This is a genomic window from Haloarcula pelagica (assembly GCF_030127105.1).
Taxonomy (GTDB): domain Archaea; phylum Halobacteriota; class Halobacteria; order Halobacteriales; family Haloarculaceae; genus Haloarcula; species Haloarcula pelagica.
This window is the reverse complement of record NZ_CP126161.1, coordinates 1475895-1496096: the sequence shown is the minus strand read 5'-3', so window position 1 is coordinate 1496096 and position 20202 is coordinate 1475895. Positions and strand designations below refer to the sequence as shown.

The following is a 20202-nucleotide window of genomic DNA, read 5'->3' as shown; positions in this document are numbered from 1 at the left end:
ACTCGGCGTTAGGCGGCCATAGCGGCGGGGTTGCCTCCCGTACCCATCCCGAACACGGAAGATAAGCCCGCCAGCGTTCCGGGGAGTACTGGAGTGCGCGAGCCTCTGGGAAACGCGGTTCGCCGCCACCATTCATACCTTCATTCAGCCCTTCGAAGAGCGTCACCGCTCTTCGAGGGGCTTTTCGTCGTTCAGGAGTGGCAACACTCCCCCGATCCTCGACGCGCAGCGCGCCCGCGACCTCGCCGGTCGCACCATACTGAGCGAATCCGCTAGCCTTAAGCGGCGGACTCCAGTAGTACGGGTTGCGCCAAGGTGGCAGAGTCTGGCCTAACGCAGCGGCCTGCAGAGCCGCCCATCGCCGGTTCAAATCCGGCCCTTGGCTCTCACACGTTTCCCTAAAGCCCAAGACGGCTATGTCTTGGCACCGCTTTCTTTTGACAGCGGCATATCGGAAATACGATAAAATGTCTCGACCGAATACTCTCGTCCCGGCTAAGAACGGTACCGTCATCGACGATTTTCAAGCGCGTCGAGCGCACGTCTGAACTGCTCCTCGTTGACCGGTGGTTCGGACATCGCCTGTGCTTCGAGTGCGCCGGCGTATTGTTCGAATTCGCCGTCGCTTGGGTCGGCCGCGAGCACGCAGTCGACGTACCCATCGAGGGCAGACCGCAACGCCTTCGCGTAGTGGTCGTATGCGGCGTCGATGCGGGCGTGGTTGTCGTCAATTCCCTCGAACAGTGCACGGTAGACGGTTGCGGCCGCCCGGTAGCGCTTACGCTCACGGTACTGCTCGGCCAACTCGAAGAAGTGCGAGAAGTCGATTGCGTCCGTGACCACTGGATAGTTCGCCGTGTGCTGGTCGAACAACCCCTCGATTTCATTACGGTACGCTTCGACCGACTTGCCCCCGTCACCGAATCGTGCGAGGAACTGCTCACGCAGGTCCGGGTTTTCGGCGAGTGCATCGCGCACGAATGCACGTAGGTCGTCAGACGAGAGATCTCCGATCACTCGGTCGACACGCTCGCTCTCGTCTTGGGGCGGATCGGCGGCGATGTCTAGCAGCACCGCGACGACATGTTTGCATTCGCCCGCTCCTTCGTAGGGACACGTACACCGCGCATCGATGGAGCCCTCGCCCAAGTTGACAGTCACATCGTACAGACTCGACCCTCGAACTGCGGCTGTAATCACGTCGTCAAACCGTCCGATTCGTTGAATGCGTCCTTCGTCGCGGTAGTCCAGCCCGCGTTCGAACACCGCGTCAGTACAGATCTCCCGAATTTTCGCGTTGTCGAGATTCATGGCCATGGAACAGTCGCCTGCTCTTGTCCGTTCCCGGTTCTATTCGTCTAGTAGTTCGGTGACGCTCTGGACCGGAGCGTAGTATCCGCGCTCGTTCCGCCAGGTTTCGAGCCACTCGTCTGCAGTTTCGCTGTCGATGTGGTCGCGTTTGATGCCGAGGACGAGGTGGCCGATTGATCCGGTGACCGGAACGTCCAGTTCGGACGCAAGACGGCGTGCTGCAAGATCGTCAGTGGCGACGGTCCCGTCGTGTTCGACGGCTCCCCGCAGTGCTTCCGTTTCTCCTGGATCGAGTCGTTCACGAAGTTTTACTCCGCTCGTTTCGGGTGGCGTGTCACTGACTGGCAGTCCTTCGTCGAACGCCTCGACAGCGCTGGTCAGATACTCGTGGCCGAAATCGGCTCCTTGTTCGATCTCGTCACGGACTGCGGGTGCCACGACTGGCGCTTCGAGTATGTCGACGAGAAATTCGATCGAGTTCGTACTGGCGTAATTACTGATGACTGTTGCGTCGAGGAAAACAGGTTGCGGGTATCCGCCCGGCATCTATTCGTCAAGGTCGAGTGCAACGTCGATCTCCTGCCGGAGCTGGTCGTCAGTGCGCGGTCCATAGATGGACGTGAAGCCAGCATCCTCCAGCACTTCTTCGAACTCCCACCGGGACAGTCCGGCCGCTTTTGCAGCACGTCCCAGCGAGATATCGCCGAGAACGTACCGGCCCACCGCGGTCGCCAGCTCGTCCGGGGGCTCACTACTGGAGGAGGCCATCGTACCTAACCATCGGGTCCACGGACCTAATAATCTATCGTGGGATGGGGGATTCATCGACTCGACGGGTCACCGTCCCCGTAGCAGTCGAAGACGGAAACGCTGATTTACTCGTCATCTGGGGTAACTTGGAGACAATTCACTTTGTGTGGCCGCTCATCATATTTAAAACACTGTCTTAATTCGGGCCCTTGGCTCTTTGGTCCGAGCAACGTGAGGACGGCAAGCCAGTCGGCCGTGATTTGAAGGCCGATCGCACGCGACGAGTTCCAGAGAGTACGTCTTCCGCCGGGCAAACCTGGGGGGTCGTTTCTCGGGGCGCCCGGAAGCCGATCACTGGCCGGTCACGTTGACTCGGTGGGTCGCGACGTGGAGGTACTCCAGTCGCGAGACCTCGGTCGACAGCGGGAGCGATTCGCCTTCGAGCGCTTTGTCGAAGTGGATCGAGCCGTACTGACCGAGCGTCAGGTCGCCGGTGATAACCGCACCGTAGATGTCACCCTGCATGGCGTAGGTGGTGCCGCTGCCGGTCGGACCGGCGGGCGTGTAGATGATGCCGTCGAACGTCACGCCGGGGCCAGTCACGACAGTGTGTGTGTCTTTCGGGCCGAGTATCTGGAGCCGCCGGGATGCCTGATCGGGGATGTGGACCCGCGAGGACTTCCCGACGAAGACATCCGCACTGGTCGAACCGAGGCCCGTCGGCGAGACGGTCCGTTCGGTGTCGCCTTCGACGAGGAGGCGGACACGCCCGTTTCCTTTGACCGTGATGTTCCCACCGGACGATCCCCGCTTCCGAACAGCGACCCAGTCCTTGACGGCGATAACGACGTTCCCGGCCGTGGTGTTCACCACGAGCGTCTCGCCGTCGACATCGAGCGTGTCGACGTAGTATCGTCCGGGGCCGAGTTCCCCGGAACCGGTGAGCCTGTCGTTGGTGATGAGGGGGGTTTCGTCGTTGTCGTTGGTCGCCTCGATCGTCGCGACCTGTTGATAGACGTACCCGTCGATGGGATCGATCGACGCGATACCGTTGATCTGTTCGGTCGACCCGGTCACGGTGCCGCCGTTGGTGTATCCGGTCGTCCAGGAGACGTTGCCGTCGATCGATGCGGCGCTGCTCTCCACGCCGACGTACCCGCCCGAACGGACATCGGCACTGATGTCGGCGTTCCCGGTGAGATTTACGTCTCCGGCTGCTTCGACGGTGCCGTCGGAACTCCGTGAAACCGCGTACCTCCCTCGCGACGAGTTGTAGCTGTCGACGTACGCACCGGTCCCGGCCAGTTCCAGTTTGCCCGGGCCGGACGTGGCGATGACGCCGTTCCGAGGGGTGATGACTTCCGGAAGTGCCAGGAAGGTCGCTGTCACCGCCTCGTCGGGATGGTCGTAGCGGACGCGGGCGTCGGTCTCGCGCTCGAAGTACTGCCCCCAGGCGTCGTAGTACCGGCTCCGGACGGTGACGACGACCTTCGCGTCACCGAGCCGGTTTTCGAAGCCGGCCGAGGCGTTCGGGAACGAACGAAGCGGTGGGCCGCCGTCGGTGACGGTGACCTCGCTGTGGACGTGTTCGGTCGATCGGAGCTGGACGATCGGTAACGTCAGCGTCGTCCCGGTGTAGTGAAACTCCGGGCGGGCGATCGGCACGGAGCCGTCACCGTCACGTCGCCAGACGCCGCCGCCCTGGTAGGCAACTTCGGTCCGACCGTCTTCGTAGACGACGGCCCCGAGCGAGCGGTTGGCGATCTCGGTGGTCGTCCCGGTGATGATGTCGACGTGTTCGATACGGAGGGACCCCCGATCCGCGTGTGCGCCGAGGCGGCCGCCGGTTCCGGTGAGTCCGAGGTCGAGGCGTCGGGCCGTCGCCGCACCCAGGGCGACGCTGCTGGCGGCCGAGTCGAGGCTCGTGAGCGACTGCTCGGCCTGTGCGATCCCGACCGCCCGCTCGCTGTCCTGCAGCGGCCCACTCCCGAACGCGACGACGACTGTCGTGCCCAGCACTACCAGCACGAGCAGCAAGACGACGGCGACGACTTCGGAGACGCCACGCTGGCCGGGACCGTTGAACCGGGTGATCGCGACGATGTCTGGTGGTGCCATTGGGACGAGTGATCGTCAGGCTTCGAGGGTCCCGAGTATCGCCGACTGATCGGTGTCGGGTGACTCGTAGACGATGCGGACGACCTCGCCGTCGGAGACGCCCGTAGCGGCGACCCAGCGATCACCGCTCGTGAGTTCGCTGTCCGCGAGCGCGCTCCCGGGGGGGATTGTCGAGGCGCTGCCGGTCGTCGTCACCGAGACGCGTTCGATCGCGATACTGTCACCGCCGTCGTGGGCCACGGTCACGTTGTCCCCGTCGGTGACGGACACCGAGAGGCTGGCCTGTGGCATCGTGGCGCTGCGGGTCTGGCCCAGGCCGAGGACGGCGCTCGCGATGACTGTCGCGAGGATGACGGTCACGGCGACCATGAGGATGACGCCGATGACCGGGCTGACCGCGTCGTCGTCCGTGAACAGGTTGGTTGCGTTCATAGTTGACTATCCCAACGGCCACGAGTGTCCCACCGCGACCACCCGACCCGCTGGTGTTGTGGAACACACTCCCCGAGAGCGACATTGTTATCCGTCTCCTGAATCCCCCGCCCGTGGCGAGAATCGACGGACTCGGTGTGATCGATCGGTGGGGCGACTGTGAGGACGGTTCCGACGGCCGGACGGTGTCTCGGACCGGAAGAGAGTCACTACCCGACCGGTCGATCCGGGGCGACCACGGGCCGGAGCCGTCGCGACTGGGGTAAGCCTGGGGGTAACAATACCGGTGCCGCGACAGTGATTCACTCGTCCGCGGTCGCGACGGCCGGTGACAGGACCGCCGACACCAGCGAACCATGACCAGGAGTCTGCCAACTGGAATCGACGTGCTCGACCGGAAGCTGAACGGCGGCATCCCGCCCGGGCGGGTCGTCGCCCTCTCGGCGTCGCCGACGAGCCAGTCCGAACTGTTCCTCTACGAGGTCGCGTCGGTCCAGGAGACCGTCTACGCGACGACCGAGCGCTCGGTCGAAGCGGTCGAGGAGACGTTGGCGGGGCTCGGGACGGAACGACGGACTGTCGAGGTTCGTGGCGTCGGCGACGATCCGTTGACGACGCTGCGGCGATTGCTCGACGATGTCGACGACCGGACGGCGTTCGTCGTCGACCCGGTCTTGCCGCTCGAACGGCAGTCCGGACCGGCGGCGTATCGCGCGTTCCTCAACGACCTGACCGATCGGATGATCGAGACCGGAAGCATCGCCGTCCTCCACTGCCTGGACCGTCGGACCCTCCCCGAGAACCGTGACACGACGGAGTACATGGCCGACATCGTCTTCGACCTCTCGACGGAGCTCCGGGGCGACTCCCTGGAGAACCGGTTGCTCGTTCCGAAGTTCCGGGGCGGGCGCGCGCTCGAAGAGACGATCAAACTCAACCTGGCGGCCGATGTCACGATCGACATCAGCCGCAAGATCGCCTGAGCGGTCGCCCCACATCCGTGTTCCGATCCCCCTGTTAGCGACTGTCTTCCGTCTGCACGCCCCGGTTTCGGCGTGGTTCAGGCGGTGCGTTACAATGGTCGGATCTCCACAGAGAGATAGACGATGCGACCGAACAGACGGGCAGTGGTGACCGGTCGTCGTGGGGGCGACCGGCACTGCAGACCGGTGTGGTGTGGAGCACGCACACAGCAAGCGGCCACCGCGGGCAGGACAGTTTCGGCACCGCTCGTTCCTCCCGGGGACGAGCGCCGGCCGGTCCTGTTTGGGAGGGAACACCGATGAGTGAACGGACGGCCTCGCCGCCCTCCGAGCAGGACCTCGACGGTCCCCGGGACGCCGTTACCGTCGGCGAGTACACCTGGGCCGACTACCGGGCCGAGTACGGCGACGCGAGCGACGCCGAGTCGGAATCGACCGCCGGCGGGTTTTTCGACCGGTCCGGGCCGTCCGGCACGGCCGCGCCCGCGGCGACACTCGGGTTCGATCCGGCCGATATCGGGGCCGTCATCGCCGAGGCGACCCGTCGCGGGGAGCGGGCGGCGGCGCTCGTCGACCAGCGAAGCGTCACCGTCACCCCGGAGCTCGACGAGGACGCGTTCTTCCGGACCGAGGCGGGCGAGCCGACCCTCGTCGACCGCTACGACCTGGAGAAGACGGTCCCGATGGCGAAAAAGCGCCACTTCACCGAGGTCGAGCGCTACTGGGTCGACAAGCCCTACGCGTTCGTCGTCATCTTCCACTCACAGCGGGAAAACGAGAAGAAGTACTACGTCGTCGACCCCTACCTCAACGACATCGAAACACGCCTCGTCGAGTACCTCGCCGGGAAGCTCCGGACGGCGATCACGTACTCCGACGAGGACATCGTCGTCGAGGGGATGGACGCCGACCGACGAGCGGTCATCGAGACGAAGGTCTCGCAGTTCATCGACCGGTACAACCTCCGGGAGAGCGACAGCGGGGGGCTGATCGCCAGGCTCAGACGGTCGCTGACCCGGAGCGAGGACGCCGTCGGCGCGGACGACACCGCCGGCGGGACGACGCGCCCGGAACCGGCCGTCATCGCCGAGGACGCCGGCACGCTCTCGGAGTCACAGATCGAGACGCTGCTGTACGAACTCAAGCGTGACTTCGTCGGCTACGAGCGCGTCGACCCGATCAAACACGACATCAACGTCGAGGACATCTCCTGTGACGGCTACGACGCGCCGGTGTTCGTCTACCACACCGACTACGAGCAACTGATCACGAACGTCTCTCACGGCACCGACGAACTGGACGACTTCGTGGTCAAACTCGCCCAGCGGTCGGGCAAGGGGATCTCGAAGCGCCAGCCCCAGGTCGATACGACGCTGCCGGACGGCTCGCGCGCCCAGTTGACGCTGGGGCGGGAAGTCTCGGACCACGGGACGAACTACACCATCCGGCAGTTCAAGGACATCCCGTTTACCCCGGTCGATCTGATCAACTGGCACACCTTCAGCCTGGACGAGATGGCGTTCCTCTGGCTCTGTATCGAGAACAACAAGAGCCTCGTGTTCGCCGGGGGGACCGCCTCGGGCAAGACGACGAGTCTGAACGCCGTCTCGCTGTTCATCCCGTCGAACTCCAAGATCGTCTCGATCGAGGACACCCGCGAGGTGGAACTCCCCCAGCGCAACTGGGTCGCCAGTGTCACGCGTCCCTCCTTTACCCAGGACGGAACCGGCGACATCAGCGAGTTCGAACTGCTGGAGGCCGCACTGCGCCAGCGCCCCGACTACATCGTGATGGGCGAGGTGCGGGGCGAGGAGGGTCGGACCCTCTTCCAGGTGATGTCGACGGGCCACACCACCTACACCACGTTCCACGCCGACTCGGTCGGCGAGGTAATAAAACGGTTCACGACCGACCCGATCAACGTCTCGAAGACGCTGTTTACGGCGCTGGATCTCGTCTCGGTCCAGACCCAGACCCGCATCCGCGGGCGCAAGGTCCGCCGGAACAAGACCCTGACCGAGATCACCGACTACGACTCCGAGAACGACGAGATCAGCGTCCAGGACGTGTTCCAGTGGGAACCGGAATCCGACACGTTCCGCGAGTTGGGTCCGTCGTCGAAACTCGACGAGATCGCCTTCGACCGGGGCTGGTCCGACCAGCGCCTGGAGACGGAGCTGTTCAAGCGCCGGACGATCCTCGCGTACCTCATCCACAACGGACTCAACGACTACGCGCAGGTCGCTGCGACGGTCCAGGCGTTCATCAAGGACCCCGAGACGGTGTTGACGCTGGTCGCCAACGGCCAGCTGAAAGCCTCCCTGGAGAACCTCAAGTCGATGGAGAGCGTCGTCATCGATGTCGACGAGCACAAAGAAGAGAGCGTCCCGCGGCCCGAACCGACCGACGCGGTCCGGGAGGAGACCGAGCGGATCCTCGATCGGGCGGCAGAGACGCTGCTCGCGGAGTACCGCGGGACCCAGCCCGACAGTCTCGTCTCGACGCTCGCGTCGGTCGGCCGGGACGGCGAACTGATCGTCGCACCGACCGACGGCGAGCGGGCGATCGGAGCGCTGGGGGCCGACGCCGACGGTGCGGCGACCGACGGCGGCAGGACCCGGATCGAAGGGGGAGAGGATGAGTCTCGGGACGAGTGAGGGGGCGGTAGCCGGCTACCGACGCCACTCCGAGCAGCTCCGGGACCTGTTCTACCCCCTCTACGACTGGCTGTTCAGCGAAGACAGCGCGTTCGTCGTCGACCTGGACGAGACGCTCTCTGCGGCCCGGATCAACGTCGCTGTCGACCTGTATCTCACCGGGACGTTGGCGCTTGGGGTCGCCGTCGGGGTCGCCCTCTGGCTATGTGGCAGCGTCGCCACGCTCGTGGTCGTCGAACTCGGCCTCGTCGATGTCGGGACGGTGCTCGGGGTCCGGCTCCCGAACGAGACAGTCCAGTCCTGGCTGGCGGCGCTGCGGGTGCCGCTGCTGGTCCTGTTCAGCGGTTTCGGCTTCGGCCTCCTCGGGCTGGTGTCGGTGTTCTGTACGGCCGTGGCCTACCCCTACTCGCTGGCCGCACAGCGCCGGCGGGAGATCGACATGCTGCTCTCCGATGCCGTCTCGTACATGTACGCGCTGTCGGTCGGCGGGATGAGCCAACTGGAGATCCTGGAGGCGATGGCCGAGGCCGAGGACACCTACGGCGAGGTGGCCCGCGAGTTCCGGACCATCATGCAGGAGACGACGTACTTCGATACGGACTACCGGACCGCGATCCGGAACCGGTCGGTCGAGACGCCAAGCGACGACTTCGGGCAGTTCCTCACCGACATGCTCTCGATCATCAACAGCGGCGGGAGCATGAACGACTTCCTCGAAGACAAGAAGGACCTCCACTTCCGGACGACCAAGGAGGAACAACAGCGAACCCTGGAGACGCTGGAACTGTTCGGTGAGATGTACATCACGCTGTCGCTGTTCCCGCTGTTGCTCGTCATCATCCTGGTCATCATGCAACTGATGGGCCAGAGCAACGCGGTGATGCTGTTCGGGACGGTCTACCTGCTCATCCCGCTGACGGGCGTGGGCTTTCTCGTCCTGGTCTCGACGGTGAAACAGGACGCCGTCGGCAGCGGCTACCTCGAACCCGACCGCGGCTCGACCTGGGTCGAGAACGACTCCGCGACGCCGCTCAAACTGGGGCTGATCCGGAAGTTCACCGGGCGCTACCGCGTCTTCGATCGGATCAAACACCACCAGGAGATCCACGAGACGGTGAAGCTGCTCTCGGGGCCACACCACTTCTTCCGGGAGAACCCGGTGTACACGCTGTGGGTGACGGGGCCGGTCGCGCTGGCGTATCTCGGGTTCGCGATCCTGACCGGCATGGTCCCGGTGACCTGGGCCGGGATGGTCGACCAGCCGGTGTGGTCGACGGTCAACTACGCCTACGTCCCGCTGTTCGTGACCTGCCTCCCGCTCGCCGTGTTCCGGGAGTGGAACGTCCGCTCCCGCCGGGCGGTGTTGACGAACCTCTCGGAGAACCTGCGGAAACTCGCCAGCGCGAACGCGACCGGACTGACGCTCACCGAATCGATCCGGATGGTCGCGGAGACCTCGTCGGACCGGCTTGCGGCGGAGTTTGGCACCATCTACGCCAAGAGCCGCTACGGGATGGACCTGACCGACTCGCTGATCGTCTTCAACAACAAGTACCACATTCCCCGGCTGGCACGGACGGTCACGCTCGTCTCGAAGGCCTACGAAACCTCCAACGAGATCTCGACGGTCCTCTCGACGGCGGCACAGGCAACCGAGGCCCAGGACGACATCGCTCGCGAGCGCAAGTCCCGCTCCCGGATGCAGGTGGCGGTCATCCTGATGACGTTCCTGACGCTGCTTGGCGTGATGGCGATCCTCAAGACCCAGTTCATCGATGTCATGGCGAAGCTCACCGAACAGACCGGGGGCGCGGCCAGTCAGACCGGCTTCGGCGGCGCGATCGACCTGGGCGAACTCTCACTGCTGTTCTTCCACGCCGTGACCATCCAGGCGATCCTCTCGGGGCTGATCTGTGGGTACATCCGGGACGCGAGTGTCCTCTCGGGGGTCAAGTACGTCGTCGGGCTGTTGAGTCTCGCACTCACCGTCTGGGTGATGGTGGGATGATCGACAGGGGGCGTGGCCAGACGATGCTCGATTTCGCCGTCGCCGTCGGGCTGTTCCTGCTGACCGTCGCGTTCGTCGTGGCGTTCGTCCCGCAGGTGACCGCGCCGTACCAGGAGCAAGCCCACCCCGCGGTCGCCCAGCGAGTCGCCGGTGGTGTCGCGGACAACCTCCTGGCGGGCGACGCACCGTCCGTCCTCGACGAGGACTGCACGGTGGCGTTTTTCGCACAGAGCGGGGCCGCCGGCTGTCCGTTCGACACGACGGCGCCGCTGACCGAGCAGGTCGGGGTCGGTCCGCGGCACCGGCTCAACCTCTCGCTCCAGCGCAACGTCTCCGGGGACGCCACGCTGGAGGTCCTCTGTGGGAACGGTGGGGCCGTCGGCCCGTGTGGCACCGATCCGCTTCGGGTCGGGCCGGCACCGCCGGCGGACCGCTCGCTCACGACGACCCGACGGGCGGTCGCGGTCGGCGGGACGGACGCGGTGCTGGAGGTGACGGTCTGGTGACGACGCCGCGTGCTCAGGCGTTCACGCTGGAGGCGGTCATCGCGTCCCTGATCGTCCTCGGGGGGCTCCTGTTTACCTTTCAGGTCGCCGGCGTCACCGCGCTCGGGACGAGTACGGCCAGCCCGCAGGTCAGCACGCAGCTCTCGGGTGTCGCCACCGGAACGCTCGACGCCGCGGCCGCCAACGGGACGATATCGCCGACGCTTCGGTACTGGGGTGACGCCCCAAGCGGGTTCCACGGCGCGGCCGCTATCGAGGGCTACTACGTCGCTGCGGCGCCCCCGACGGCCTTCGGTGCGTTGCTGGAGCGCCGGCTCGGCGACCGGAACGCCGCGTACAACGTCGGGATCGCCTACGTCGACGCCGACGGGGTGATCCGGGAACGCCCGCTGGTCCGGTCGGGGACACCGACCGACGACGCCGTCCGAGCCGCGGTGACGGTCACGCTCTACGACGACGACCCGCTCCTGTTTGCCAACGGGACGGCGACCGACGACACGCTCGGGAACACGTCGTTCTACGCGCCCGACGCTTCGCCGTCGAGTCACGTCTACAACGTCGTCCGCGTGGAGGTGGTCGCGTGGCGCGTGTAGCCGACCGCGGCCAGCTCCTCCTGGCGGCCGCGTTCGGGCTGGCGATCGTCCTCGTCGCGCTCGCGCTGGTAGTCAACTCTGTCGTCTACACGGGGACGCTGGCGACCACCGACGGGGTCGGGAGCGACGAGCGGGCGGCGACGCGGTACCACCACGGCGCAGTCACGGGGACACGCGGCCTCATCGCGACGGTGAACGACCGGTCCCACGCGTCCCACGCCACGCTCACCCGCAACCTCAGTACCGGGGTGACACAGTGGGACGCGCTGGCCGGGAAACAGTACGCGCTGGAGGGCGCGGCGACGAACGCGACCCTGTCCGCGACGACCAACGAAACCCGGATCGGACAGGACGATCCGACCCGGGCGCTGACCGACCGGAGCGGCGCGGCCAACTGGACGGTCGCCGCGTCGGTCCCGGCGATCTACCGACAGCGCTACACCGTCTCCCGGAGCAGCCTCACGGCCGTCCCTCCCGGAACCGACTGTCGGGCGACCGGGGACTGTTTCGCGGTCGTCGTCGACAACGGCACCGACACCTGGCGGCTGTTCGCCGCGACCTCGCCGAGCGGGACCGACATCGCGGTGGAGATCGTCGACCCGAACGGCGCGACGACGACCTGTTCGGTCGCCGCGTCGACGGCGACGATCGACCTCACGAACGGGACGCTCGCGGGCACCGCCTGCCCGGCGCTCGATGTCACGGCCGCGCTCGACGGTCCCTACACGATCACCCACCGCCGTGGCGACCGCGCCCGTGGAAGCTACCGTCTCGTCGTCGAAGGGATCGTCCCCGCGGGCACCGCCTTCGACAACGACGACGCGCCGTACGCCCGGCCCGGCGTCGCCGCGGTGACCGTCCGGGTCCGGTACCGGACCGCCGATCTGACGTACGAGACCGACACGCGCGTGCTCCGGGGTGGGCTCGATGGCTGACCGGGGCGTCTCGACGGCGCTGAACTACGTGTTGGCGCTCGCCGTCGTCGCGCTCCTGGTCAGCGGTCTGTTCGTCGGGATGAGCGGCTTCGCCGAGGAGCGCCGCGATGGGGCCGTCCGGACGGAGCTCTCGGTGGTCGGCAACCGACTCGCGACGGAACTCGGGACGGCCGAACGGCTGGCGCTGACCGGCGACGCCCGCACCGTCCGAGTGGGCGTCGCCCTCCCCGCCCGGGTCTCCGGGACCGACTACGCCGTCGCCATCTCCCGGACCGCGCCCGAACAGTACGTGCTCGTCCTCCGCGCCCCGGCGGCCGACGTGTCGGCGACCGTCCGACTGCGGAGCCGGGTCCGAGTCCGTCCGACTACCGTCGGCGGTGGTGACCTCCGCGTCGTCTACGACGGCGCGACCGACCGCCTGGAGGTGACCGATGGCTGACCGCGGCCAGAGCGAGGCCGTCGGCTTCGCGACGGTGTTCGGGATCGTCCTCCTGACGCTGACGGTCGTCGCGGCCGGCGGCGTGGCCGGACTGGAAGACGTTCGGTCCCACCAGCAGCTGTCGAACACGCAGCGCTCGTTCGCGGTCCTGGCGGACAACGCCGACGCCGTCGCCGCGGGCGCACCCAGTCGGGCGACACAGATGCGACTCGGCGGCGGGACGCTCGCGATCGGCGACACCGTCGAGATCGCCGTCTCGGGGACGGCCGTGGGCAACGCCAGCCGAAGCTTCAGCCACACCGAGACGTACGAGCCGCTGGTCTACAGTCTCGGGGACAGCCAGGTCGGCTACTCCAGCGGCGCGCTCGTCCGCGCCGAGCGTGACGGGGCCGTCCTCTTTCGGGAGCCGGCGTTCGTCCTGACCAACGAGACCGTGCTGTTGCCGTTGCTCTCGACGACCCACACCGACCGGACGGCGGTCGGTGGCTCGTCCACCCTTGTCCGGACCGTCCGAACCGACCGCGAACTCGTTCGGGCGAACCGGTCCACCTACGACGTGACTGTCTCGGTGACCTCGCCACGCGCCGCGGCGTGGGAAGACTGGCTGGCGGACCGTACCGCGACGACGTGCTCACGAACCGGTTCGACCGTGACCTGCACGCTCCGCACCCAGCGACTGTTCGTCTCGGTCGATCACGTCGCCGTCTCGTTCGGGTAGCTACTCGATTTCAAGCGAGCCGCTGTCGCCGTCGCCACCGTCCTCGTCCCACTCCAGTTCGAACTCGACGCTCAGTTCGCCGGGGCCGTCGACCGGTCCCTCTCGTTCGGCTTTGACCTCGAAGGTCGGACTGGCCGGCGGATCCATCGTCACTTCCTCGCCGCCGGCTCGGAGCGTTATGCTCTCGCCCGCGTCGAGGTTGTCCGCGACGGTCCGCAGGAGGGTGGCGATCTCCGACCGCGACTGGCTCCGCTCGGATTTGAACAGCACTTCCTCTGGCATATGGCAACTGATACGTCGGGGTTCGGGATAAACCCACCCGTCGGGCGTCGTTCGCGCTCAGCCCAGCAGATCGAGGTCGTCGGCGACGCGGTCGACGAGGTGATCGAGCACGTCGGGATCGACCTGTGCAACGGACTCGCCGTCGTGGAACTGCTCGTTGTGGCTCCGGACGGACTCCTCGACATCCTCGAACGCGATCCGGGTTCGGGTGTTGCACTCCGCACAGATGACCGGAATCTCCGGCAGGTCGTCCTCAGTCGCCATTTACGCACTCTTCGGGAAGGAGTCGCAAATAATGACTGGTTCCCGGCCGTGGCGGGCACGCGCGCCCGCCGTCGGGGACGCGGGCCGACGAGACGGCGTCGGCCGGTCTCTGCGGGGTCGACGGGCAACAGAAAAGTAATCGTTAAACGGCACGCAGTCTCACCGTCCGAACATGCAACGACGAGCCGCGGCGGCATACTTCGTGTTCTTCCTCGTCGTCAGTGTCGCGGCGTACGCGTACATTGGCGTCGCGGAGAGCCAGCGGCCGGAGGTGGCACTCGATGCAGAGGCCGAACTGACAAACGGCAGTACGTTCACTGCCGGCGAGACGACCTACTCCGCCTCGAACATCCACATGTCCGGTGGCGGCGGTGGCGGCCACGGCGGTGGCGGCGGATCGATGGTCGCCGACCTCGCGTGGACGAACCAATCGAACAGGTACACAGCGACGTTAGAGAACGGGTCGACGACGACCTACCAGAACGAGTCGTACCTCGTCCTGACGGACAACGAATCCGGGACGGTCACGCTGCGCGAGGCGTTCAACGTCACGCAACTGCTCAGTGAGGACCCCGCAGTCGAGGACAGCCTGGCGACCCAGAACGGCACCAACTACGTCGTCTATCGGAACAACAGCACGCTCCGCCCGCTGGCGGAGTGGCTGCCGGAACCCGACACCGCCGAGTTCCAGACCGGCGACACCTACCCCTACACGACCGACAGCGGGACCCAGCAGACGACCGTCGCGACCGTCGAATCCGGCACGGCGACCCTCGAGTGGATCGCTCCCGAGGACCGCTCGGTCGAACTCAGCGAAGGCGGCAACGTCACGCTTGACGACGGGCGGTACTTCGCACACTTCCCGGATCAGAGCACGGTTCAGTTAGTGCCGATCGACCAGTACGACGCCTACGAGGAGGACCTCGCACGGCAGGACTACTTCCACGAGCGCACGAACGGCCTCTGGGGCATCTCGATCCTCTCGGGTATCGGGGCCGTGCTCGTCCTCGGAATGGCCTACCTCCCGGTCCGGGGCTGATCCGACGGCCGCGACTGCCTCGGTATCGACCCGCAGAAACGCCGCTATTCTTCGACGGCGAAGCTCACGTAGAGGATTCCGGCACCGATGCCGGCCATCAGGAGCGCGCCGACGATCTGGACGATCGCGACGAGCAGCGTCTGTGCCGTCGCCCACGGTGCGCCGATGATCGTCCCGAGCGCGGCGAGGACGAGAAAGGCACCCACCGCGGCGCCGAGTGGCTTGAGCGGGCTGTCGAAGGTATCCTGAAGCGCGTTCATGTTCTGGTACTGGACAGTGTGGGTCCTAAATGGTCCGGTCTCGGTTCGGCCGTCGGTCGGGGCGGTCGACTGTTCCGTTCGTCGCCGAAGCGGGCCGGAGAGAGTTGCACCGGAGCCAGCCGTGTTCGCTTCGCTGCGCGTGCCGTCCAGGGTTCACCTCTCTCCATAGCGCACTTGCTGCTCGCGGCAAAATGCCACGGGCCGGGAGGGAGTTGAACCACGGAAAGACGACGGTCTCGCTCCGCTCGACCCGACGACTTTCCTGTTTCAACTCCTTCCTGCCGGTTCGCTCACCGATTCCTGGTGCTCATCGGTTCGCTGCACGGGCCGGGAGGGAGTTGAACCCCCGACCATCTGGTTAAAAGCCAGACGCTCTGCCTAACTGAGCTACCGGCCCTCGAACCAACCTGGGGGGAGCGTCGGCTAAGGGCTTACGGTCCGCCGTCGAGCAGTGACTCGATCGCCTCGCTTGCGAGGGCGCCCGGATCGGTCGCGTCGAGGGCGGCCTGTCGCCGGAGTTTGCAGTACGCGTCGACATCGATGTCGACGGTCATCTGCCCGAGCGCGTATCCCTCGGCGGCGAGCGCGTCGGCGACGGACGCGCCCTCGTTGACCGTGCTGGCGACCGTCCGGATCTGACGCACGGTCAGGTCGTGGTCGAGCGCGGCCCAGGCAAGCAGCAGGCGGGCCTCGCCGGAGACTCGCGCGATGTGTTTCGCCGCCGTCGGCGCGATCTTCCCTTTCGCGACCTGGACGCGGACCGACCGCGGGAGGTCGTGGACCCGGGACCACTTCCGGATGAACGAGACCGTCGCGCCGTCGCCCGCGCGCTCGGCGGCGGCCTTGTACGACCCCTCGCCACGGACAAGCGCCGCACAGGCGGCGGCGCCACGGAGGATGTAGACGTTGTCGGCGGCACCGGCGGTGTTCTGTGCGAACCGCCCGACGACATCGGCCGCGAGTTCGAGGCTCTCCGGGTCGTCGGGATCGAACTCGACGGCCTCGTGGGCGTGTTGACCGGTGAACTGCGGGTCGCCGCGGATGACTGGCTTCCCGACGGGAGACTCCCGGTCTGTCGACGGTTGATCGGACCGCTCTGGCATCGTCCTCCAGTTCGGCCCGGGGCCACAAAAGTATCTCGTAGGGGTCAGTCGTCGCCGGCTGCCGCTTCGCGCTGTTCGCTCATGTGCTCCCAGATCTCGGTGCACCCGCATCCGTCCTCGACATCGTCGAGGTGGTCAGTCGTCGGTTCTTCGACTTCTCGCTCGGCGTCGGCCTCGTCGGTCGTTTGGTTTGCGTTCGTCATCGTTGTGAGCGGGCGATGACCGGTCGGGCCATCCACCCGTGTCGCTATCGACGTATAGAACAGCCACTCTCATAAACCCGCTCTCCCCTGTAATCCCTTCCCTGGCTGCGGTCTGGGGGCAAAAATATCCGCTTCCTCCGACGGCACACCCGTCCCGGTAGTGCATGTGGTCGATCCACACGTACCGACAGACGGGACGGGGATCGATCCGATGCCGGTGAAACTTGCGAACGCCGATGCCCTCAGGTACGACCCCGATCTAATGAGATGTAATGACGACCGACGTTCACCAGCTCGACGACGGGGCCTGGATCTCGGTGAACGACTCCCGGGAAGTGAACGTCTCGGACCTGTGGCTGCTGGCGGAAAGTGACTTCTGTGGGTGTGAGACGACCGATTTCCTCGCCGAGGGGTTCGTGAAAGTCGGCGTCGACCACCCGAACATCGAGGCTCGGATCGCCGGACAGTGTATCGCGTGTGGCGCGAGCGGCGTCACGGACTGGCTCGTCGTCGGCCGCGTCGTCGATCCCGATTCGGGCGAGTTCTACGGTGTCGTCCACGATAGCGTGCATTTCCCGGCGAAACACACCCGAAATGCCCGCGAGCGAGAATAAGCAATAAGATCCTGTTTCACCGAGTGGGGGAGACGGTTGACGGCAAGACGGGGCGTATAAGGCTGGCACTCTAGGACGGTACACAACCAGCCATGCCGAGCAAGGTAGAGAACTGGAAGGACGAGATCTACGGTAACGAGATCCGCGAGCACCTCATGGAGTTCGCGGAGGAAGGGTGGGAGGCCATCCCGGAAGACGAACACGACGCGTGGTTCGAGCGGTTCAAGTGGTGGGGGCTGTACCACCAGCGCTCGGGCCAGGAGTCGTATTTCATGATGCGTATCGGGACACCGAACGGCGTCATCGAACCCGGACAACTGGAGGTCATCGGCGAGATCGCCCGCGACTACGCGACCGGGCCGGCCGACAACCCCGAGTTCGGCGAGGCCTACTGTGACTGGACGACCCGGCAGTCGATCCAGCTGCACTGGATCAAACTGGAGGACATCCCGGAGATCTTCGAGAAGCTCGAAGCCGTCGGGCTCTCGACTCAGCAGGCCTGTGGTGACTCCTGGCGCAACATCGTCGGCTGTCCCGTCGCCGGCAAGGACAAACACGAACACATCGACGCCTGGCCGGTCGCCGAGGACCTCCACGAGACGTTCAAGGGCAACGACGACTACGCCAACCTCCCGCGCAAGTGGAAGGTCGCCGTCACCGGCTGTGACGAGGGCTGTGGCCAGGGCGACATCAACGACCTCGCCTTCGAGCCCGCCGAGAAAGACGGCGAGATCGGGTTCAACGTCCGCGTCGGCGGTGGCCTCTCCCGGAAGGAGCCCCGCCTCGCGCGTGGACTCGACGTGTGGGTTCCCCCGGAACAGGCCGCCGATGTCGCCCACGGGATGTCCGCGCTGTTCCGCGAACACGGCGACCGCGAGGACCGCTTCAACGCCCGCATCAAGTTCCTCGTCGACGAGTGGGGGCCCGAGAAGATGCGCCAGGTCCTCCAGGACGACTTCGTCGACTTCGAACTGGAGACCGCCGGCGAGGACATGCGCGACCAGTACACCTACAACTCCGGCGGCAACGAGGGCCACGACGACCACGTCGGCGTCCACGAGCAGGACGACGGCAACTACTACGTCGGCCTGAACGTCCTGGTCGGCCGGATGGGCGCACAGGACACGATCGAACTGGCCGAACTCGCCGACGAGTACGGCTCCGGCGAGGTCCGCCTGACCCAGCGCCAGAACGTCATCATCATGGACGTGCCCGAGGAGAACCTCGACGACCTCACGAGCGAGGCGCTGCTCTCGGACTACTCGCCCGAGCCCTCGCCGTTCATGCGTGGCTCGATCGCCTGTACGGGCACGGAGTACTGCTCGCTGTCGATCGTCGAGACGAAGAACCGCCAGGTCCGCTACGCGCGCTGGCTGCGCGACAACGTCGAACTGCCCGCGGACCACGAGGACTTCCACATCCACCTCTCGGGCTGTACCGCCTCCTGTGCCCAGCCACAGATCGCCGATGTCTCCCTGCGGGGCATGAAGACCCGCAAGGACGGCGAACCGGTCGAAGCCCTGGACATCGGCCTGGGCGGCGGCCTCGGCGAGGACCCGCGCTTTGCTGACTGGGTGGAGATGCGCGTCCCCGCCGACGAGGTGCCCGGTGCGATCCAGAACCTCGTGAGCAACTTCAAAGACCTGCGCGAGGACGGCGAGACGTTCCGTGACTTCGTGGAGGCCCGCGACGAGGACACTCTCGCGGATCTGGTCGAACCCGAGGAGACCGACTACCACGACCCGTACATGCACAACACGAAGACGACGTGGTACCCATACGCCGAGGACGATGAAATGGACGCCTCGCCCGCGCCGACCGACGGCCAGGGCGAGCCGCTCCCCTCCGACGACTGAGGACTCGCCGCTCGGCAGTTCGATTTTTGCGCCTGCCTCGGCTTTCCGGCCGTGACGGGAGACGGCACAAGACCCATCAGTGACGCGCCGGCAGGCGGAGACGTGCGCCACATCCCCGACCCCGACGCCGGCGGCCCCGGCCTTCGGCCGGTCGTTGCTGTGGCCCTCGGTATCGCCCTCCTGACGGTGGCCGTCGCTGTCGTCGTGACTGGCGGTGGCTCCGTCGCCGACGAGTCGAACGTCTCTGTCACCGCGACCGCGACGCCGGTCGAGACTCTCCCGGCGAACGCGACGGTCCACCGCCACGCGTCCTTCGAACTCGCCACGCCGGTCCACCGGGCGGTCACCCGGGCCGGCGAGCACAACGCCGAAGCCAGCACGACGGCCACCGTCGAGGATATCGAGACCGTCCGACTCCCCGAGGACGCCGACCGAACCACCTACTACGTCCGCTCGGACCGCTCGACCGACCCCGACGAAGAGCTGTTTCAGGTGACCGTCGAGCGGACTGGCTCGTAACACAGCGAAACCGACGTTTGGTGTACAGTCGGCCGGGAGCGCGCTCCGTCGCGCGACCTGGGGAAGGGCAGGGCTTGCTCACGAGTCCGGCGAGCGAAGCGAGCCGGTTCACGCGAATCGCGCCGCGATTCGCGCCTTTTTCGCCCACGTTTTTGCAAGCGGGGGTCGCTCCGCGACCCCCGCAGCAAAAAGGTGGTTGGTAAGCGTTATTGGCCGCTGTCGGCTAGGGACTCTTGGCAGAGGGAGGCCGGCCCCCGTGTCGCGAGACATGAGGAAAGTCCCCCCACCGTCCAGCAGGTGACCGGGCGCAAGCCCGGGGCGGGAGACCGTCGGCACTGGAACAGCAACGACACGTCGTCGCCGGACCGATGAGGTGTGCGAATCCCGAACGACAGCGGGGTCCTGCCCCACTGGAAGCGAGGGAGAGGTAACCCACCGAGGGCCAACGTTGGCCGCCGGACGGCGCCCGACGCCGGCGACGGACCGATGGAACGGCGAATCCTCACCGGTGCAAGGCCGCGTCGACAGGTAGCTGGACACCGCGGAGACGCTGGACGCGGCCGCTGAGCCGAATGCCGGCCCGAACAGAAGGGGGCTTACTCCCCTCAGCCG

The 20202-nt window shown here is 66.2% G+C and carries 23 protein-coding genes, 2 tRNA genes, 1 rRNA gene and 1 other RNA gene; 16 read left to right on the top strand and 11 right to left on the bottom strand.

Translation table 11 applies throughout. From position 1 onward, the window contains the following. The first annotated feature begins 8 nt into the window (after positions 1 to 8). Together rrf and P1L40_RS07815 are read left to right on the top strand one after the other, a co-directional pair. Positions 9 to 131 (top strand): 5S ribosomal RNA (gene rrf / locus P1L40_RS07820). 178 nt (positions 132 to 309) lie between these two features. Next, positions 310 to 385, top strand: a tRNA-Cys gene (locus P1L40_RS07815). Between the two features lie 125 nt (positions 386 to 510). Here P1L40_RS07815 and P1L40_RS07810 read toward each other — a convergent pair. From P1L40_RS07810 to P1L40_RS07790, 5 genes are all read right to left on the bottom strand, one after another. Further along, complete coding sequence (locus tag P1L40_RS07810; RefSeq protein ID WP_419181194.1) at positions 511 to 1311, bottom strand: SWIM zinc finger family protein; 801 nt, start codon at positions 1309 to 1311, stop codon at positions 511 to 513. 39 nt (positions 1312 to 1350) lie between these two features. Continuing rightward, positions 1351 to 1857: a PIN domain-containing protein gene (locus P1L40_RS07805; protein ID WP_465260788.1), complete on the bottom strand. Its 507-nt coding sequence runs from the start codon at positions 1855 to 1857 to the stop codon at positions 1351 to 1353. Beyond that, positions 1858 to 2079 carry a UPF0175 family protein gene (locus P1L40_RS07800; protein WP_284010766.1) on the bottom strand — a complete coding sequence of 74 codons (222 nt, stop codon included), beginning with the start codon at positions 2077 to 2079 and terminating at the stop codon, positions 1858 to 1860. 333 nt (positions 2080 to 2412) lie between these two features. Then, positions 2413 to 4179, bottom strand: coding sequence for a DUF7289 family protein (locus tag P1L40_RS07795; protein WP_284010765.1), 1767 nt, complete (start codon positions 4177 to 4179; stop codon positions 2413 to 2415). A 15-nt stretch (positions 4180 to 4194) separates the two neighbouring features. Further along, on the bottom strand, positions 4195 to 4611 hold the full coding sequence (locus P1L40_RS07790) for a type IV pilin domain-containing protein (RefSeq protein ID WP_284010764.1): 417 nt from the start codon (positions 4609 to 4611) through the stop codon (positions 4195 to 4197). Between the two features lie 113 nt (positions 4612 to 4724). Here P1L40_RS07790 and P1L40_RS07785 point away from each other — a divergent pair, with 113 nt between their 5' ends. The 9 genes from P1L40_RS07785 (at position 4725) to P1L40_RS07745 (ending at position 13450) form a co-directional block, all read left to right on the top strand. Then, positions 4725 to 4877 carry a hypothetical protein gene (locus P1L40_RS07785; RefSeq protein ID WP_284010763.1) on the top strand — a complete coding sequence of 51 codons (153 nt, stop codon included), beginning with the start codon at positions 4725 to 4727 and terminating at the stop codon, positions 4875 to 4877. A gap of 90 nt (positions 4878 to 4967) precedes the next feature. Next, positions 4968 to 5594, top strand: coding sequence for a DUF7125 family protein (locus tag P1L40_RS07780; RefSeq protein WP_284010762.1), 627 nt, complete (start codon positions 4968 to 4970; stop codon positions 5592 to 5594). A 299-nt stretch (positions 5595 to 5893) separates the two neighbouring features. Next, positions 5894 to 8251: a type II/IV secretion system ATPase subunit gene (locus P1L40_RS07775; RefSeq protein ID WP_284010761.1), complete on the top strand. Its 2358-nt coding sequence runs from the start codon at positions 5894 to 5896 to the stop codon at positions 8249 to 8251. Beyond that, on the top strand, positions 8232 to 10259 hold the full coding sequence (locus tag P1L40_RS07770; protein WP_284010760.1) for a type II secretion system F family protein: 2028 nt from the start codon (positions 8232 to 8234) through the stop codon (positions 10257 to 10259). The genes P1L40_RS07775 and P1L40_RS07770 overlap by 20 nt, the downstream gene beginning before the upstream one ends. Further along, complete coding sequence (locus tag P1L40_RS07765; protein WP_284010759.1) at positions 10256 to 10765, top strand: DUF7287 family protein; 510 nt, start codon at positions 10256 to 10258, stop codon at positions 10763 to 10765. Before P1L40_RS07770 ends, P1L40_RS07765 begins: the two co-directional genes overlap by 4 nt. Next, the gene (locus tag P1L40_RS07760) at positions 10762 to 11358 is read left to right on the top strand and encodes a DUF7288 family protein (RefSeq protein WP_284010758.1); all 597 of its coding nucleotides are present in this window, start codon (positions 10762 to 10764) and stop codon (positions 11356 to 11358) included. The genes P1L40_RS07765 and P1L40_RS07760 overlap by 4 nt, the downstream gene beginning before the upstream one ends. Then, the gene (locus P1L40_RS07755) at positions 11346 to 12293 is read left to right on the top strand and encodes a DUF7261 family protein (protein ID WP_284010757.1); all 948 of its coding nucleotides are present in this window, start codon (positions 11346 to 11348) and stop codon (positions 12291 to 12293) included. Before P1L40_RS07760 ends, P1L40_RS07755 begins: the two co-directional genes overlap by 13 nt. Continuing rightward, positions 12286 to 12732 (top strand): DUF7266 family protein, encoded by a 447-nt coding sequence (locus tag P1L40_RS07750; protein ID WP_284010756.1) that lies wholly within the window; start codon positions 12286 to 12288, stop codon positions 12730 to 12732. The genes P1L40_RS07755 and P1L40_RS07750 overlap by 8 nt, the downstream gene beginning before the upstream one ends. Next, complete coding sequence (locus P1L40_RS07745; protein ID WP_284010755.1) at positions 12725 to 13450, top strand: DUF7289 family protein; 726 nt, start codon at positions 12725 to 12727, stop codon at positions 13448 to 13450. Before P1L40_RS07750 ends, P1L40_RS07745 begins: the two co-directional genes overlap by 8 nt. Here the strand turns inward: P1L40_RS07745 and P1L40_RS07740 are convergent, their stop codons facing one another. Both P1L40_RS07740 and P1L40_RS07735 read right to left on the bottom strand, forming a co-directional pair. Continuing rightward, entirely contained in the window at positions 13451 to 13732 is a 282-nt protein-coding gene (locus tag P1L40_RS07740; protein ID WP_284010754.1) for an amphi-Trp domain-containing protein, read from the bottom strand. It lies immediately after the preceding gene. Between the two features lie 57 nt (positions 13733 to 13789). Beyond that, a complete protein-coding gene (locus tag P1L40_RS07735) occupies positions 13790 to 13996 on the bottom strand; it encodes a DUF8149 family protein (RefSeq protein ID WP_284010753.1) in 207 nt (68 codons plus the stop codon). Positions 13997 to 14168: 172 nt separating this feature from the next. Between P1L40_RS07735 and P1L40_RS07730 the strand changes: the two genes are divergently transcribed. Continuing rightward, positions 14169 to 15035: a hypothetical protein gene (locus P1L40_RS07730; protein WP_284010752.1), complete on the top strand. Its 867-nt coding sequence runs from the start codon at positions 14169 to 14171 to the stop codon at positions 15033 to 15035. 44 nt (positions 15036 to 15079) lie between these two features. Here P1L40_RS07730 and P1L40_RS07725 read toward each other — a convergent pair whose 3' ends face one another. The 4 genes from P1L40_RS07725 to P1L40_RS07710 all read right to left on the bottom strand — a co-directional run bounded on the left by P1L40_RS07725 (position 15080) and on the right by P1L40_RS07710 (position 16601). Beyond that, complete coding sequence (locus P1L40_RS07725; protein ID WP_284010751.1) at positions 15080 to 15295, bottom strand: DUF8123 family protein; 216 nt, start codon at positions 15293 to 15295, stop codon at positions 15080 to 15082. A 323-nt stretch (positions 15296 to 15618) separates the two neighbouring features. Then, positions 15619 to 15692: transfer RNA gene (locus tag P1L40_RS07720), tRNA-Lys, on the bottom strand. A 34-nt stretch (positions 15693 to 15726) separates the two neighbouring features. Continuing rightward, positions 15727 to 16398 (bottom strand): DUF7119 family protein, encoded by a 672-nt coding sequence (locus P1L40_RS07715; RefSeq protein ID WP_284010750.1) that lies wholly within the window; start codon positions 16396 to 16398, stop codon positions 15727 to 15729. A 44-nt stretch (positions 16399 to 16442) separates the two neighbouring features. Then, a complete protein-coding gene (locus P1L40_RS07710) occupies positions 16443 to 16601 on the bottom strand; it encodes a hypothetical protein (RefSeq protein WP_284010749.1) in 159 nt (52 codons plus the stop codon). A 272-nt stretch (positions 16602 to 16873) separates the two neighbouring features. Between P1L40_RS07710 and P1L40_RS07705 the strand changes: the two genes are divergently transcribed. The 4 genes from P1L40_RS07705 (at position 16874) to rnpB (ending at position 20201) form a co-directional block, all read left to right on the top strand. After that, positions 16874 to 17215, top strand: coding sequence for a DUF8134 family protein (locus P1L40_RS07705; protein ID WP_284010748.1), 342 nt, complete (start codon positions 16874 to 16876; stop codon positions 17213 to 17215). Between the two features lie 92 nt (positions 17216 to 17307). Next, positions 17308 to 19071, top strand: coding sequence for a nitrite/sulfite reductase (locus P1L40_RS07700; protein ID WP_284010747.1), 1764 nt, complete (start codon positions 17308 to 17310; stop codon positions 19069 to 19071). Between the two features lie 102 nt (positions 19072 to 19173). After that, positions 19174 to 19590, top strand: coding sequence for a hypothetical protein (locus P1L40_RS07695; protein WP_284010746.1), 417 nt, complete (start codon positions 19174 to 19176; stop codon positions 19588 to 19590). Between the two features lie 235 nt (positions 19591 to 19825). Then, an RNA gene (rnpB, locus tag P1L40_RS07690) (RNase P RNA component) lies at positions 19826 to 20201 on the top strand. Position 20202: the final 1 nt, after the last annotated feature.

Coding starts and splice junctions, on each gene's coding strand:
- P1L40_RS07765 (WP_284010759.1), top strand. CDS start 10,256: ATGATCGACAGGGGGCGTGGCCAGACGATGCTCGATTTCGCCGTCGCC.
- P1L40_RS07805 (WP_465260788.1), bottom strand. CDS start 1,857: ATGCCGGGCGGATACCCGCAACCTGTTTTCCTCGACGCAACAGTCATC.
- P1L40_RS07715 (WP_284010750.1), bottom strand. CDS start 16,398: ATGCCAGAGCGGTCCGATCAACCGTCGACAGACCGGGAGTCTCCCGTC.
- P1L40_RS07750 (WP_284010756.1), top strand. CDS start 12,286: ATGGCTGACCGGGGCGTCTCGACGGCGCTGAACTACGTGTTGGCGCTC.
- P1L40_RS07810 (WP_419181194.1), bottom strand. CDS start 1,311: ATGAATCTCGACAACGCGAAAATTCGGGAGATCTGTACTGACGCGGTG.
- P1L40_RS07735 (WP_284010753.1), bottom strand. CDS start 13,996: ATGGCGACTGAGGACGACCTGCCGGAGATTCCGGTCATCTGTGCGGAG.
- P1L40_RS07770 (WP_284010760.1), top strand. CDS start 8,232: ATGAGTCTCGGGACGAGTGAGGGGGCGGTAGCCGGCTACCGACGCCAC.
- P1L40_RS07745 (WP_284010755.1), top strand. CDS start 12,725: ATGGCTGACCGCGGCCAGAGCGAGGCCGTCGGCTTCGCGACGGTGTTC.
- P1L40_RS07730 (WP_284010752.1), top strand. CDS start 14,169: ATGCAACGACGAGCCGCGGCGGCATACTTCGTGTTCTTCCTCGTCGTC.
- P1L40_RS07795 (WP_284010765.1), bottom strand. CDS start 4,179: ATGGCACCACCAGACATCGTCGCGATCACCCGGTTCAACGGTCCCGGC.
- P1L40_RS07725 (WP_284010751.1), bottom strand. CDS start 15,295: ATGAACGCGCTTCAGGATACCTTCGACAGCCCGCTCAAGCCACTCGGC.
- P1L40_RS07790 (WP_284010764.1), bottom strand. CDS start 4,611: ATGAACGCAACCAACCTGTTCACGGACGACGACGCGGTCAGCCCGGTC.
- P1L40_RS07705 (WP_284010748.1), top strand. CDS start 16,874: ATGACGACCGACGTTCACCAGCTCGACGACGGGGCCTGGATCTCGGTG.
- P1L40_RS07710 (WP_284010749.1), bottom strand. CDS start 16,601: ATGACGAACGCAAACCAAACGACCGACGAGGCCGACGCCGAGCGAGAA.
- P1L40_RS07800 (WP_284010766.1), bottom strand. CDS start 2,079: ATGGCCTCCTCCAGTAGTGAGCCCCCGGACGAGCTGGCGACCGCGGTG.
- P1L40_RS07775 (WP_284010761.1), top strand. CDS start 5,894: ATGAGTGAACGGACGGCCTCGCCGCCCTCCGAGCAGGACCTCGACGGT.
- P1L40_RS07740 (WP_284010754.1), bottom strand. CDS start 13,732: ATGCCAGAGGAAGTGCTGTTCAAATCCGAGCGGAGCCAGTCGCGGTCG.
- P1L40_RS07780 (WP_284010762.1), top strand. CDS start 4,968: ATGACCAGGAGTCTGCCAACTGGAATCGACGTGCTCGACCGGAAGCTG.
- P1L40_RS07700 (WP_284010747.1), top strand. CDS start 17,308: ATGCCGAGCAAGGTAGAGAACTGGAAGGACGAGATCTACGGTAACGAG.